Source organism: Cupriavidus sp. MEYA8 (genome assembly GCF_059278825.1).
Genome location: NZ_CM181221.1, coordinates 645953 through 658783 on the forward strand (window position 1 = coordinate 645953; position 12831 = coordinate 658783).

Consider the following 12831-nt stretch of genomic DNA (forward strand, 5'->3'; position numbering starts at 1 on the left):
ATGAAAAAAATAGCTTATTGATGGACCGTTGTCACTCTCATATATTGCATCCACGGGCCCAACGGCAGGGATGGAGGCCCGTAAATAGGAAAAAAATAGCATATAGAGGGATCCTGGCGGCCATGCTGCGAGCCCCCAAGCGACCCCACAGGAGACGCCATGCCAGATACTCCCAACGCCCAGGCCTGCGCGGCCACGATTGACGCCATCGTGGCCGCGCGGCAAGACATGCCGGGCGCATTGCTGCCGATCCTGCACGAGATCCAGGACACGCAGGGCCATATACCGGACGCCGCTGTCCCGGTAATCGCCCGCGCGCTGAACCTGTCGCGCGCCGAGGTGCATGGCGTCATTACCTTCTACCACCACTTTCGCCAGCAGCCGGCCGGCCGCCACGTGATCCAGGTGTGCCGCGCCGAAGCGTGCCAGGCGGTCGGCGCCGAGGCGCTGGCCGAGCATGCCAGGCGGGCGCTTGGCTGCGACTTCCATGAAACCACCGCCGACGGCGCGGTCACGCTGGAGCCGGTGTACTGCCTGGGCCAGTGCGCGTGCGGCCCGGCCGTGATGGTCGGCGAGCGGCTGCACGGCTATGTCGATGCGAAGCGCTTCGATGCGCTGGTGCGGTCGCTGCGCGAAGCGCAGGCCGCCAACGAAACCGCGGAGGTCCAGGCATGAGCGCCGCTGTCAATCCCACCGTCAACACCATCTTCGTGCCGCGCGATTCCACCGCGCTGGCGCTCGGCGCCGATGAAGTCGCCCGCGCGATCGAACGCGAGGCGGCCCGCCGCGGCGAAGCCGTGCGAATCGTCCGCAACGGCTCGCGCGGCATGTTCTGGCTGGAGCCGCTGGTCGAGGTGCAGACCGAAGCGGGGCGCGTGGCCTATGGCCCGGTCAGCGCGGCAGACGTGCCGGCGCTGTTCGACGCGGGCCTGCTGCAGGGCGGCGCGCATGCGCTGGCGCACGGCCTGACCGAAGAGATCCCGTTCCTGAAGAAGCAGGAGCGCCTGACCTTTGCACGCATCGGCATCACCGACCCGCTGTCGCTGGACGACTACCGCGCGCACGAAGGCTTTGCCGGCCTGGAGCGCGCGTTGTCGATGGCGCCCGCCGAGATCGTGCAGGAGGTCACCGATTCCGGCCTGCGCGGCCGCGGCGGCGCCGCCTTCCCGACCGGCATCAAGTGGAAGACGGTGCTGGGCGCGCAGTCGGCCATCAAATACATCGTCTGCAATGCCGACGAAGGCGACTCGGGCACGTTCTCCGACCGCATGGTGATGGAAGACGACCCCTTCATGCTGATCGAAGGCATGACCATCGCCGGCCTCGCGGTGGGCGCCGAGCAGGGCTACATCTACTGCCGTTCCGAATACCCCCACGCCATCGCCGTGCTGGAAAGCGCGATTGCCATCGCCAACGCGGCCGGCTGGCTGGGAGACGATCTGCGCGGCAGCGGCAAGCGCTTCCACCTCGAAGTGCGCAAGGGCGCCGGCGCCTATGTCTGTGGCGAGGAAACCGCGCTGCTGGAAAGCCTGGAAGGCAAGCGCGGCGTGGTGCGCGCCAAGCCGCCGCTGCCGGCGCTGGAGGGCTTGTTCGGCAAGCCCACCGTGATCAACAACGTAATCTCGCTGGCCACCGTGCCGGTGATCCTGGCGCGCGGCGCGCAGTACTACCGCGACTACGGCATGGGCCGTTCGCGCGGCACGCTGCCGTTCCAGCTGGCCGGCAATATCAAGCAAGGCGGGCTGGTGGAAAAGGCGTTCGGCGTCACGCTGCGCGAACTGCTGGTTGACTACGGCGGCGGCACCCGCAGCGGCCGCGCCATCCGCGCGGTGCAAGTGGGCGGGCCGCTGGGCGCCTACCTGCCGGAGACGCGCTTCGACGTGCCGCTGGACTACGAGGCCTATGCCGCGTTCGGCGGCGTGGTCGGCCACGGCGGCATCGTGGTGTTCGACGAAACCGTCGACATGGCAAAGCAGGCGCGCTACGCGATGGAGTTCTGCGCGATCGAATCCTGCGGCAAGTGCACGCCGTGCCGGATCGGCTCGACCCGCGGCGTCGAGGTGATGGACCGCATCATCGCTGGCGAGCAACCGCAGGAAAGCGTCATCCGGCACGTGCAACTGGTGCGCGACCTGTGCGACACCATGCTTTACGGCTCGCTCTGCGCCATGGGCGGCATGACGCCGTACCCGGTGCTGTCCGCACTGAATGAATTCCCCGAGGACTTCGGCCTCGCCCCCAATCGGACCACGACGGCGGCCAAGGCTGCATAAGCCGACACAGTCTGACGCCAGAACAGAACACGGGAGACAAAGATGGACTGCCGCGATGTAATCGACTTCGGTACCCCCGCCAGCGAATCGACCGAGATGGTCACCCTTGAAGTCGACGGCGTCAGCGTCACCGTGCCCGCCGGCACGTCGGTGATGCGCGCAGCGATGGAAGCCGAGATCGCCGTGCCCAAGCTGTGCGCGACCGACAGCCTCAAGGCCTTCGGCTCGTGCCGCCTGTGCCTGGTCGAGATCGAGGGGCGCCGCGGCTACCCGGCCTCGTGCACCACGCCGGTGGAAGCCGGCATGAAGGTGAAGACGCAGAGCGACAAGCTCGCCGACCTGCGCCGCGGCGTGATGGAGCTGTATATCTCGGACCACCCGCTCGACTGCCTGACCTGCCCGACCAACGGCAACTGCGAGCTGCAGGACATGGCCGGCGTGGTGGGCCTGCGCGAGGTGCGCTACAACGACGGCGGCCCCGAGGCGAAGCCGATTGCCACGCACACGGCTTTGAAGAAGGACGAGTCCAACCCGTACTTCACCTACGACGCGTCCAAGTGCATCGTCTGCAACCGCTGCGTGCGCGCTTGCGAGGAAACGCAAGGCACCTTCGCGCTGACCATCAGCGGCCGCGGGTTTGACTCGCGCGTGTCGCCCGGCACCAGCCAGTCGTTCATGGACTCGGACTGCGTCTCGTGCGGCGCCTGCGTGCAGGCGTGCCCGACCGCGACGCTGACCGAGACCTCGGTCATCAAGCTGGGCCAGGCCTCGCACAGCACCGTCACCACCTGCGCCTACTGCGGCGTGGGCTGCTCGTTCAAGGCGGAGATGAAGGGCAACGAGGTCGTGCGCATGGTGCCGTACAAGGACGGCAAGGCCAACGAAGGCCACGCCTGCGTCAAGGGCCGCTTTGCCTGGGGCTACGCCACGCACAAGGACCGCATCCTCAAGCCGATGATCCGCGCGAAGATCACCGACCCGTGGCGCGAAGTGTCGTGGGAAGAGGCGATCGGCTACGCGGCTTCCGAGTTCAAGCGCATCCAGGCGCAGCACGGCAAGGATTCGATCGGCGGCATCGTATCGTCGCGCTGCACCAACGAAGAGGGCTACCTGGTGCAGAAGCTGGTGCGCGCCGCCTTCGGCAACAACAACGTCGACACCTGCGCGCGCGTGTGCCATTCGCCCACCGGCTATGGCCTGAAGCAGACGCTGGGCGAATCGGCGGGCACGCAGACCTTCAAGTCGGTGGAGAAGGCCGACGTGATCATGGTGATCGGCGCCAACCCGACCGACGGCCACCCGGTGTTTGCGTCGCGCATGAAGAAGCGCCTGCGTGCCGGCGCCAAGCTGATCGTGGTCGACCCGCGCCGGATCGACCTGGTCGACTCGCCGCATATCCGCGCTGATTTCCACCTGCAGCTGCGTCCGGGAACCAACGTCGCGCTGGTGACGTCGCTGGCCCACGTGATCGTCACCGAAGGGCTGCTCAACGAAGCCTTTATCGCCGAACGCTGCGAGGATCGTGCCTTCGGGCAATGGCGCGACTTTGTCGCGCTGCCGGAGAACTCGCCCGAGGCGATGGAATCCGTCACCGGCATTCCAGCCGACCAGCTGCGCGCTGCCGCGCGCCTGTATGCCACCGGCGGCAACGCCGCGATCTATTACGGCCTGGGCGTCACCGAGCATGCGCAGGGTTCCACCACCGTGATGGGCATCGCCAACCTGGCCATGGCCACCGGCAATATCGGCCGCGAGGGCGTGGGCGTGAATCCGCTGCGCGGGCAGAACAACGTGCAGGGCTCGTGCGATATCGGCTCGTTCCCGCATGAGCTGCCTGGCTATCGCCACGTGTCGGACTCGACCGTGCGCGGCATGTTCGAGGCCGCGTGGAATGTCGAGATCAGCCCCGAGCCGGGCCTGCGCATTCCCAACATGTTCGAGGCCGCGCTTGGTGGCAGCTTCAAGGGCCTTTACTGCCAGGGCGAGGACATCGTCCAGTCGGATCCGAACACGCAGCACGTGTCCGCGGCGCTCTCGTCGATGGAATGCATCGTGGTGCAGGACATCTTCCTGAACGAGACCGCCAAGTACGCGCACGTGTTCCTGCCGGGTTCGTCGTTCCTGGAGAAGGACGGCACCTTCACCAATGCCGAACGCCGCATCTCGCGCGTGCGCAAGGTGATGCCGCCCAAGGCCGGCTACGCCGACTGGGAAGCCACCATCCTGCTGGCCAACGCGCTCGGCTACCCGATGGACTACACCCACCCGTCGCAGATCATGGACGAGATCGCGCGCCTGACGCCGACGTTCTCCGGCGTCAGCTACAAGCGGCTCGACGAGCTGGGCAGCATCCAGTGGCCGTGCAACGCCGACGCGCCGGAAGGCACGCCGACCATGCACATCGACGCCTTCGTGCGCGGCAAGGGCAAGTTCATCATCACCAAGTACGTGCCGACCACCGAGAAGATCACGCGCGCCTTCCCGCTGATCCTGACCACCGGGCGCATCCTGTCGCAGTACAACGTGGGCGCGCAGACGCGGCGCACCGACAACGTCTACTGGCACGCCGAGGACCGGCTGGAAATCCATCCGCACGACGCGGAAGAGCGCGGCATCAAGGACGGCGACTGGGTCGGCGTGCAGAGCCGCGCGGGCGATACGGTGCTGCGGGCCATCGTCAGCGAGCGCATGCAGCCGGGCGTGGTCTACACCACCTTCCACTTCCCGGAATCCGGCGCCAACGTGATCACCACCGACAACTCGGACTGGGCCACCAACTGCCCGGAATACAAGGTCACCGCGGTGCAGGTGATGCCGGTGGCGCAACCGTCGGCGTGGCAGCAGCAGTACCAGGACTTCAACACGCAGCAGCTGCAGTTGCTGGAAGCCGCCAGCGCGGATCCGGCACAAACCGCGGCGCAGGCGGCGAACTAAGCGGAGGGCGACATCATGATGCGCTGCATGCAGTCACCGCAGGCCGATCCAGTGGCGCTGGACGAGATGCCGACCCACAGCACCTTTGCCGTCAGCCGCTGGCGGCAGGGCGAAATCTCGCTCAGCCCCGACGAGGTGGCCGAGGAGGTACCGGTCGCGCTGGAATACAACGGCATCTCGCATGCGGTGATGCTGGCCACGCCGGCCGACCTGGAAGACTTCGCGCTCGGTTTCAGCCTGAGCGAAGGCATCGTGCCGACGGCGCGCGATGTCTATGACATCGAAGTCGACACGCGCGAGCACGGCATCGCGGTGCGGCTGGAAATTGCCTCGGAAGCGTTCATGCAGCTGAAGGAGCGCCGCCGCTCGCTGGCGGGGCGCACCGGTTGCGGACTGTGCGGGACGGAATCGCTGGAGCAGGTGATGCGCACCCCGGCACCGGTACGCAGCGACGGCAGCTTCCATACCGACGTGATCCAGGCCGCGTTCGTGCAGCTCCAGCTGCGCCAGGCACTGCAGCGCCACACCGGCGCCACGCATGCCGCCGCGTGGCTGCGCGCCGATGGCCACGTATCGCTGGTGCGCGAAGACGTGGGCCGCCACAACGCCCTCGACAAGCTGGCCGGCGCGCTGGCGCGCAGCGGCGAGGACATCTCCACGGGCGCCGTGCTGGTCACCAGCCGCGCCAGCTATGAAATGGTGCTCAAGACCGCCGCCATCGGCGCCGGTGTACTGGCGGCAGTGTCGGCGCCGACGGCGCTGGCGGTGCGGCTGGCGGAGCAGACCAATATCACGCTGGCCGGGTTCGTGCGCGCCGGCGCGCACGTGGTCTATGCCCATCCACAACGCCTGCAACACGGCCTGCAACACGAAGCGAGCCTCGTATGAACGTCGAGAACCTGATCACCATGGCCAACCAGATCGGCAGCTTCTTCGAGGCGATGCCCGATCGCGAGGAGGCGGTTTCCGATATCGCCGGGCATATCAAGCGCTTCTGGGAACCGCGCATGCGCAGGGCGTTGCTGGGACACGTCGACGGCGAATCCGGCGTGGGGCTGGATGCGATCGTGCAGGAGGCGCTGGCGCGGCACCGGAGCGTGCTGGAATAGGGTTGCTTGCCGCAGACGGGCCGCAAAGTTCTGCGTGAATGCGCTGTCGACGTCTGCATAGACCTTGAGCTTCTTCCCGCCCGTCAGGCATCACTTCAGGCGCAAGGGCTCCAGCAAGGCACCGTCATATTCGGGATGCGAAATCCTGCCCAGCTCCAGCATGCGCCGCAGGATATAGACCTGCCGCTGCCGCGCCCGGCGAGGGTTGGCGACCGGGTTGTTCGCCGAGGGAGCCTTGGGCAGGCCGGCCAGCATCGCGGATTCGGCCAGCGACAGTTGCGCCAGCGGCTTGCCGAAATAGGTCTGCGCCGCATCGGCGAAGCCATACGCGCCCTGGCCGAGATAGATCTTGTTCAGGTACAGCTCGAGGATTTCGTCCTTGCTCAGCGCGTCCTCGATCCGGTACGACAGCAGCACCTCGTACAGCTTGCGCGTATAGGTCTTGTCGCGCGACAGGTAGAAGTTGCGCGCCACCTGCATGGTGATGGTCGACGCGCCCTGCGACAGGTCGTCGGACAGGTTGGCGACGCCCGCGCGGATCACGCCGACGTAGTCGATGCCGTCATGCACGTAGAAGCGCTCGTCCTCGATCGCCACCACGGCGTCGATCAGCCCGCGCGGATAGCGCGACAGCGGGACATAGTCAGCGCTGCGGCGAAAATCCGCCAGCGCGTCGAGCGACGGCAATTGCCGCTGGAGGGCGAGGATGGCAACGGTGGCAAGCAGCGCGCCGCCGACCACGGCGAGCACCAGCAGCCTGACGAAGGCGGACCAGAGGCTTTTCATGCCGCGTATTGTGCCAGCCGCGGGCGGCGGGGGGCGAGTTCCTGCTGTCCCTTGCCGTACCTATGGCCGGCGGCTGGCAGCACCGCGGCGGTCAGCCCTTCGGCACCGGCACGCCTACCGCCTGCGCCAGCTGTTCCAGGTTGCGCCAGATCGCGGGATTGATGTCGAGGGCATCGGCCGCACGCTCGCGGTTGGCCGCCTCGAACTCGCCGGGATACTGCACCCGGTCGAAGCCCGGGGCCGTCGGCGTGTCGTGCAGGTATTTGACGAAGGCCTCCACCTCGGCGCTTTCCCAGCTCAGGCCGAGGTCCAGTTCGGGATTGACCAGCACCGCGAACATATTGTTGGTGGCCACGCCGCCGCGCGGGTTTTCCGGCTGGATGGTGCCGCCGCCCGACAGCACGCCCGCCAGCAGTTCCGCCACCACGCCCAGCGCATAGCCCTTGTGCAGGCCGAACGGCAGCAGCGCGCCGGGATCCTCGCCGAACATGGTCGAGGCGTCGGTGGTGGGATTGCCTTCGGCATCGATGATGCTGTTCTCCGGCGCGGCTTCGCCTTTCTCCGCCAGCACGCGCGCCTTGTTGATGGCGATCGCGCTGGTGGCCATGTCGACCACGATCGGCGGGCGGCCGTTCGGCATGGGGCCGGCGAAACACAGCGGGTTGGTGGTCAGGCGCGCGACGCGGCCGCCGTACGGTGCCACCACCGGCGGGCGGTTGGTTACGTTGGTGAAGCTCAGCAGCACGAAGCCGGCCGCCGCCACCAGCTCGCCGTAGTGCCCCATGCGGCCGAGGTGGTGCGAATGGCGCAGCGTGACGATGCAATGGCCGTGCTCGCGCACGCGCCCGATGGCCGCCTGCATCACGGTCTTGCCCACGTGCTGGCCGAAGCCGCGATGGCCGTCGAACACCATCAGCGAGCCCCGGTCCAGCGCGCAGGTGGCGCGGCCTTCGCGGTTGACGTTGTCGGTCTCGATGGCCTTGCGGTAGTTGGGCAGGATCGAGATGCCGTGGCTGGCGTAGCCGCAGCGGTCGGCTTCGACCAGGTGCTCGGCGACGTCGTCGGCGATGTCTTCGGGTACCGACTGCGCCACCAGCAGGTCGCGCGCGAAACGGCGGGCGGAATCCAGGGAAAGTCTCATCGTGGCCTCCTTCATGGCCTCTTACACCCAGCCCAGCCAGCGCCAGTAGGTGGCCGCAAACAGCAGCATCAGGCCATAACCGACGATGGTGACCGGGATGCCGATGCGCGCGAACTGGCGGCCGTTGAAGGTCTCGGTGCCCAGGCACACCATGTTCTGCGGGGCGTTGATCGGCAGGATAAAGCCGAAGCTCACGGTAAAGCCCAGCAGCATGGTCAGGCCGACGCGGTTGATGTCGCCGGGCAGGGTCTGCAGCACCGAGATCAGGATCGGCAGCAGCGCCGCGGTCAGCGCGGTGGCGCTGGCAAAGCCCAGGTGGATCAGGATCAGGAACGCCGCCAGGATCGCGAACACCATCACCGCGCCCTGCGTGGCCAGGCCCGAATGCGTCACCACGAACTCGCCCAGCCACTGGCCGGCCTTGGTGGACAGCAGCGCGGTGCCAAGGCTGATGCCGACGCCGAACACGATCAGCGTGCCCCACGGCGTGCGCTGCTGCATGGTCTTCCAGTCCATCACGCCGATGCGCGGCAGCATCAGGATCACCAGCCCGACAAAGGTCACCGTGGCGGTGTCGAAGCTGTGCAGCTTGCCTTCGGTGGCCCAGAACAGCAGCAGGCCGATCGACACCGCGGCCAGGCGCTTCTGCGGGCCGGTCATCGGGCCCAGTCCGGACAGCTCGCGCTGCACCGCTTCCTTGCCGCCGGGAATGGCGTCGGTCTCGGGCGGCAGCAGCCAGCGCACCAGGAAGTACAGCACCACCGACATGACGATCGCCCACGGCGCGCCGGCGATCAGCCATTGCAGCCAGGTGATGCGCTCGCCCAGCAGCTTGTCCATGAAGCCCACCGTCAGCAGGTTCTGCGCGGCGGCGGTCTGGATGCCGACGTTCCAGATGCTGGTCGCCTGCGCCACCGTGATCATGATGCCGGCGGCGATATTGGACTTCTTGTCGACGCCGAACGCGGCGATCACGCCCATCATGATCGGCACCACGCAGGCGCTGCGCGCGGTGGCGCTGGGCACCACCAGGCTCAGCGCGATGGTGACGGCGATCGTGCCGACCAGGATGCGGCGCGTGCTGGTGCCGATCGCCGACAGCGTCACCAGCGCGATGCGCCGGTCCAGCCCGGTCACGGTCATGGCCGCGGAGATGAACAGCGCGGCGGCCACCAGCGCCAGCGCGGTGTTGGAGAAGCCGGCCAGCGCCATGCCCAGCGCGCGGGAGGTGCCGTATTGCACGCTGGGGTCGTTGACCGTTGGCGCGAAGCCGATCAGGCCCGCCATCAGCGAGGTGATCATGATCGCGCTGGCCTCGTACGAGACCGCCTCGGTGATCCACACCACGATGGCGAAGGCAAGGATGGCCAGCATGCGCTGGCCGGCAATGGTCAGGCCTTCGGGCTGCGGGATCGCGAGTACGCCGAGCAGCACCGCGACGGCGACGAACAGGCCCCAGTGCAGCGTCATCCTGGGCGCGGTGGCGCTGGCGGTTGCAGCGGTCGGGGGCGCCGTGGGCGGAGTGGGGGTGGCCGGGGAGGCCGGGGAGGCCGGGGAGGCAGGTGAAGCGTGAGAGGTATCGGGCATCGCCGTCATCCTTGTGTTGATGATCCTCGTCGAATACCTCGACACGGCGTGCTGGCGATCGGTGCACAAGCCGCCAACTGCACCGGCGGTGGCATTGTCGGTCGCGAGGCGGCATCCGCGTCGGGCTTGCTCCGGCGGCCGGGCTTCTGGCCTGGCCGTTGCGTTCGACATGATAGGAATTGTCCGAGCCGGTAGGGGTGATGTCGAGGCTCCAAAGCGCCTCATTGGGCCTTATTGCGCCGACAATGATTCAGATCAAGTTTTGCTTCGGACGACGAAATCCTGCGGCGGATTCGTGATCCCATCTGTAAAGGCAGGCGCCACAAGGCCTGGCGGCTGATGCGGCGGACGCGTCGCCACACCCGGCCAGCCAGGTGATGCATGCGTCAGGGTGATCTGAAATAATTGGAGCCGATGATGAAGGTTTTGGTGCGCGGACTGAAGGCAGGACTCAGCGCAGCGGCGCTGCGCAAGGCACTGGCGCAATACGCCAGCATCCGCTCGGTCGAGCTGGTCGACGCCGGCGACCCGAAGCGCCCGTGGGCCTGGGTCGATATCGACGCCGGCGCGCTGGCGGTGTGGAAGCTGGTGGCGCGGCTGGACCGGCGCTATATCGCCGGCTCCCACCTGCGCTGGTATGTGCCGGCGTACCGCGGCCGCTGAGGTTGGGCGCCCGACCTCAGCCACTGACGGCTGCCGGGTCCGCATCGATAAGAACAGTCAGGGAGCAATAATGAACAAGTGGTTCCGCCGGGCATTTCCGCATGCCCACACGGTCGTGTCGCCCGGGCCGGCGGCATTGGACGGCATGATCGGCGACGCCGGGCTGGCATTCGACACCATCAGCAATGCCCGCGACCTCGGCGGCCTGCGCGGCGCGTCCGGACGCCGCGTGCGCAGCGGCCGGCTGTATCGCAGCGGCAACCCGGCGCTGGCCAGCGCGGCCGACCTGGACCGGCTGCATGCGCTCGGCCTCGACATGGTGGTCGATTTCCGCTCCCCCGCCGAGAAGTCGCCGGACGAGGCCGGCTTCGGTGCGCGCTTCAACTGGGTGGCGGTGCCGGTGCTCGATGGCAGCATGGCAATGGACGTGCTGATGCCGCGCCTGCGCGCCAGCACGCCGGCGCAGATCGACGGCTTCATGCTCGAGGTCTACCGCGATTTCCCGGTGCGCTACCGCGACGCCTTCGGCGGCTTCATGCAGACCGCGCAGGAGGGCAAGACGCTGCTGTTCCACTGCACCGCGGGCAAGGACCGCACCGGCTTTGCCTCGTTGCTGCTGCTGTCGGCGCTGGGCGTGGCGCAGGACGACATCCTCGCCAACTACCTGGAATCGAACCAGCGCAATGCCCGCTTCAACGAGACCGCGCTGGCGCGAATGGCGCGGCTGGGCGTGAGCGCCGAGGCCATGATGCCGCTGCTCGAGGTCCGTGCCAGCTATCTCGATGCCTCGCTGCAGGCGATCGAGCAGGGCTGGGGCAGCGTCGACAACTACCTGGCCGACGCGCTCGGCGTCGACGTCGCGCGGCTGCGCGCGCACTACCTCGAAGACTGACGCGCCGGAACGGCCCGCAGCGGTTGCGCCCGGTGTCAGGAATACTGCATCGCGTAAGTGCGCCGGGCCGCATAGGCGACGATTCGGACTGCAGGATGACAGGTGGAATTGGCGCCGGCAGGCGTAGCCATCGCCACACCTCCGGCGCCTTGCGGCGGGCAGCGCCGGCTGCTAGGCTTAATCCTGGTTGCAGTGCAACATGCGCCACTCCGGCCTGCGCCGCCAGCGCGCAACGCCCGCAAGCGGCGCCAACTGGGGGAAGTGGAATGACCGCACGCATAGCCGCCGTTCCGCCCGAGCAAGACACCGGCACCGCCACGCATCCATCCGACGATGGCGCCAATCCATTCGCAGCGTCGGGCCAGCCGGCGCTGGAAGACCTCGCCGATGTTTGGCAGCGTTACGTGCTGCTGCTCGCGGACAATCCCTTCCTGACGCTGGAGAAGGCCGTGTCGGCGCAGATCGTCACGCGGCGCCCCAGGCTGCCGACAGCACAGGCAAGCCGGCTTCGCGTGCTTCGGCGCAGCGCAAGGCCGCGCCGCGGCCTGGCAGCTGACCCGTGCGCGGAGTGATCCGCTTCAGTCATCCTATTCCACCCAGTCCAGCTTGAAGTCTTCCCCCGGAGGCATCGATGGTCAACTTATCCAACCCGCCGCTCGCCGGTTCCCGTGTGCTGGTGGCCGGCGTCGCCAATGACGGCTCGATCGCGTGGGGCTGCGCCAGGGCCTTCCACGAGCTCGGCGCGCAGATCGCCATGACGTACCTGAACGACAAGGCATATCCGCACGTCGCGCCGCTGGCCGAGGCCGTGCAGGCGCCGATCCTGATGCCGCTGAACGTGGAAGACCACGAGCAGATGCGCGCGCTGTTCGCGCGCATCGAAGCGGTATGGGGCGGGCTCGATGCGGTGGTCCACTCGATCGCCTTCGCGCCGAAGGAAGACCTGCAGGGCGGGCTGCTCAACTCCTCCGCGGAAGGCTTCGCGCGCGCCATGGACGTCTCGTGCCATTCGTTCATCCGCATGGCACGGCTGGCCGCGCCGCTGATGCACAACGGCGGCACGCTGTTCGCGATGAGCTATGAAGGCGCCAACCGCGTGGTCCCCAACTATGACCTGATGGGGCCGGTCAAGGCCGCGCTGGAAGCCAGCTGCCGCTACCTGGCGCATGAACTGGGGCCACAGGGCATCCGCGTGCATGCGATCTCGCCCGGGCCGCTGAAGACGCGCGCAGCGTCTGGGCTGAAGGACTTCGACCAGATGCTGGCCGATGCCGCTGGGCGCGCCCCGCTGGGCGAGGTGGTCGACATCATGGACGTGGGCTTTGCCACGGCGTACCTGGCCACGCCGTACGCGCGGCGGATTTCGGGCAATACGGTGTACGTCGATGGCGGCGTGCACATCATGGCGTAGCGGAGCGGGCGTGCAGGTGCTGATCCTGGAAACGG

Annotated in this window: 12 protein-coding genes; 9 read left to right on the top strand and 3 right to left on the bottom strand. The window is 67.6% G+C overall.

The features are described from left to right. The first annotated feature begins 159 nt into the window (after positions 1–159). From AC5WJ1_RS02990 to AC5WJ1_RS03010, 5 genes are read left to right on the top strand one after another with little or no spacing between them, the layout of a single operon-like run. Positions 160–675 (top strand): formate dehydrogenase subunit gamma, encoded by a 516-nt coding sequence (locus AC5WJ1_RS02990; RefSeq protein WP_135704625.1) that lies wholly within the window; start codon positions 160–162, stop codon positions 673–675. Continuing rightward, positions 672–2273: a formate dehydrogenase beta subunit gene (locus tag AC5WJ1_RS02995; protein WP_195431718.1), complete on the top strand. Its 1602-nt coding sequence runs from the start codon at positions 672–674 to the stop codon at positions 2271–2273. Before AC5WJ1_RS02990 ends, AC5WJ1_RS02995 begins: the two co-directional genes overlap by 4 nt. 42 nt (positions 2274–2315) lie before the next feature. After that, positions 2316–5207: a formate dehydrogenase subunit alpha gene (gene fdhF, locus AC5WJ1_RS03000; RefSeq protein ID WP_434033150.1), complete on the top strand. Its 2892-nt coding sequence runs from the start codon at positions 2316–2318 to the stop codon at positions 5205–5207. A 15-nt stretch (positions 5208–5222) separates the two neighbouring features. After that, a complete protein-coding gene (gene fdhD / locus AC5WJ1_RS03005) occupies positions 5223–6095 on the top strand; it encodes a formate dehydrogenase accessory sulfurtransferase FdhD (protein WP_135704630.1) in 873 nt (290 codons plus the stop codon). Next, positions 6092–6316: a formate dehydrogenase subunit delta gene (locus tag AC5WJ1_RS03010; protein WP_063236919.1), complete on the top strand. Its 225-nt coding sequence runs from the start codon at positions 6092–6094 to the stop codon at positions 6314–6316. Before fdhD ends, AC5WJ1_RS03010 begins: the two co-directional genes overlap by 4 nt. Positions 6317–6406: 90 nt before the next feature. On the opposite strand, the gene AC5WJ1_RS03015 is transcribed toward AC5WJ1_RS03010, so the two are convergent. The 3 genes from AC5WJ1_RS03015 to AC5WJ1_RS03025 form a co-directional block, all read right to left on the bottom strand. After that, the gene (locus AC5WJ1_RS03015) at positions 6407–7102 is read right to left on the bottom strand and encodes a transglycosylase domain-containing protein (RefSeq protein WP_133093880.1); all 696 of its coding nucleotides are present in this window, start codon (positions 7100–7102) and stop codon (positions 6407–6409) included. Positions 7103–7193: 91 nt separating this feature from the next. Beyond that, positions 7194–8243, bottom strand: coding sequence for an Ldh family oxidoreductase (locus tag AC5WJ1_RS03020; RefSeq protein WP_195431716.1), 1050 nt, complete (start codon positions 8241–8243; stop codon positions 7194–7196). 21 nt (positions 8244–8264) lie between these two features. After that, a complete protein-coding gene (locus AC5WJ1_RS03025; protein ID WP_240745979.1) occupies positions 8265–9713 on the bottom strand; it encodes a DASS family sodium-coupled anion symporter in 1449 nt (482 codons plus the stop codon). Positions 9714–10247: 534 nt separating this feature from the next. Between AC5WJ1_RS03025 and AC5WJ1_RS03030 the strand changes: the two genes are divergently transcribed. The 4 genes from AC5WJ1_RS03030 (at position 10248) to fabI (ending at position 12796) form a co-directional block, all read left to right on the top strand. Beyond that, positions 10248–10493, top strand: coding sequence for an RNA-binding protein (locus tag AC5WJ1_RS03030; protein WP_133094218.1), 246 nt, complete (start codon positions 10248–10250; stop codon positions 10491–10493). Between the two features lie 70 nt (positions 10494–10563). Beyond that, the gene (locus tag AC5WJ1_RS03035) at positions 10564–11385 is read left to right on the top strand and encodes a tyrosine-protein phosphatase (protein ID WP_195431715.1); all 822 of its coding nucleotides are present in this window, start codon (positions 10564–10566) and stop codon (positions 11383–11385) included. A gap of 266 nt (positions 11386–11651) precedes the next feature. Next, positions 11652–11957 (top strand): hypothetical protein, encoded by a 306-nt coding sequence (locus AC5WJ1_RS03040; RefSeq protein ID WP_195431713.1) that lies wholly within the window; start codon positions 11652–11654, stop codon positions 11955–11957. 59 nt (positions 11958–12016) lie between these two features. Continuing rightward, positions 12017–12796 carry an enoyl-ACP reductase FabI gene (gene fabI, locus AC5WJ1_RS03045; RefSeq protein WP_133093885.1) on the top strand — a complete coding sequence of 260 codons (780 nt, stop codon included), beginning with the start codon at positions 12017–12019 and terminating at the stop codon, positions 12794–12796. The last annotated feature ends 35 nt before the right edge of the window (positions 12797–12831 follow it).

Excerpts from the sequence above, each read along its gene's own strand:
- AC5WJ1_RS02995 (WP_195431718.1), top strand. The coding sequence starts at position 672 with ATGAGCGCCGCTGTCAATCCCACCGTCAACACCATCTTCGTGCCGCGC.
- AC5WJ1_RS03030 (WP_133094218.1), top strand. The coding sequence starts at position 10,248 with ATGAAGGTTTTGGTGCGCGGACTGAAGGCAGGACTCAGCGCAGCGGCG.
- fdhD (WP_135704630.1), top strand. The coding sequence starts at position 5,223 with ATGATGCGCTGCATGCAGTCACCGCAGGCCGATCCAGTGGCGCTGGAC.
- AC5WJ1_RS03040 (WP_195431713.1), top strand. The coding sequence starts at position 11,652 with ATGACCGCACGCATAGCCGCCGTTCCGCCCGAGCAAGACACCGGCACC.
- AC5WJ1_RS02990 (WP_135704625.1), top strand. The coding sequence starts at position 160 with ATGCCAGATACTCCCAACGCCCAGGCCTGCGCGGCCACGATTGACGCC.
- fdhF (WP_434033150.1), top strand. The coding sequence starts at position 2,316 with ATGGACTGCCGCGATGTAATCGACTTCGGTACCCCCGCCAGCGAATCG.
- AC5WJ1_RS03035 (WP_195431715.1), top strand. The coding sequence starts at position 10,564 with ATGAACAAGTGGTTCCGCCGGGCATTTCCGCATGCCCACACGGTCGTG.
- AC5WJ1_RS03015 (WP_133093880.1), bottom strand. The coding sequence starts at position 7,102 with ATGAAAAGCCTCTGGTCCGCCTTCGTCAGGCTGCTGGTGCTCGCCGTG.
- fabI (WP_133093885.1), top strand. The coding sequence starts at position 12,017 with ATGGTCAACTTATCCAACCCGCCGCTCGCCGGTTCCCGTGTGCTGGTG.
- AC5WJ1_RS03020 (WP_195431716.1), bottom strand. The coding sequence starts at position 8,243 with ATGAGACTTTCCCTGGATTCCGCCCGCCGTTTCGCGCGCGACCTGCTG.
- AC5WJ1_RS03025 (WP_240745979.1), bottom strand. The coding sequence starts at position 9,713 with ATGACGCTGCACTGGGGCCTGTTCGTCGCCGTCGCGGTGCTGCTCGGC.
- AC5WJ1_RS03010 (WP_063236919.1), top strand. The coding sequence starts at position 6,092 with ATGAACGTCGAGAACCTGATCACCATGGCCAACCAGATCGGCAGCTTC.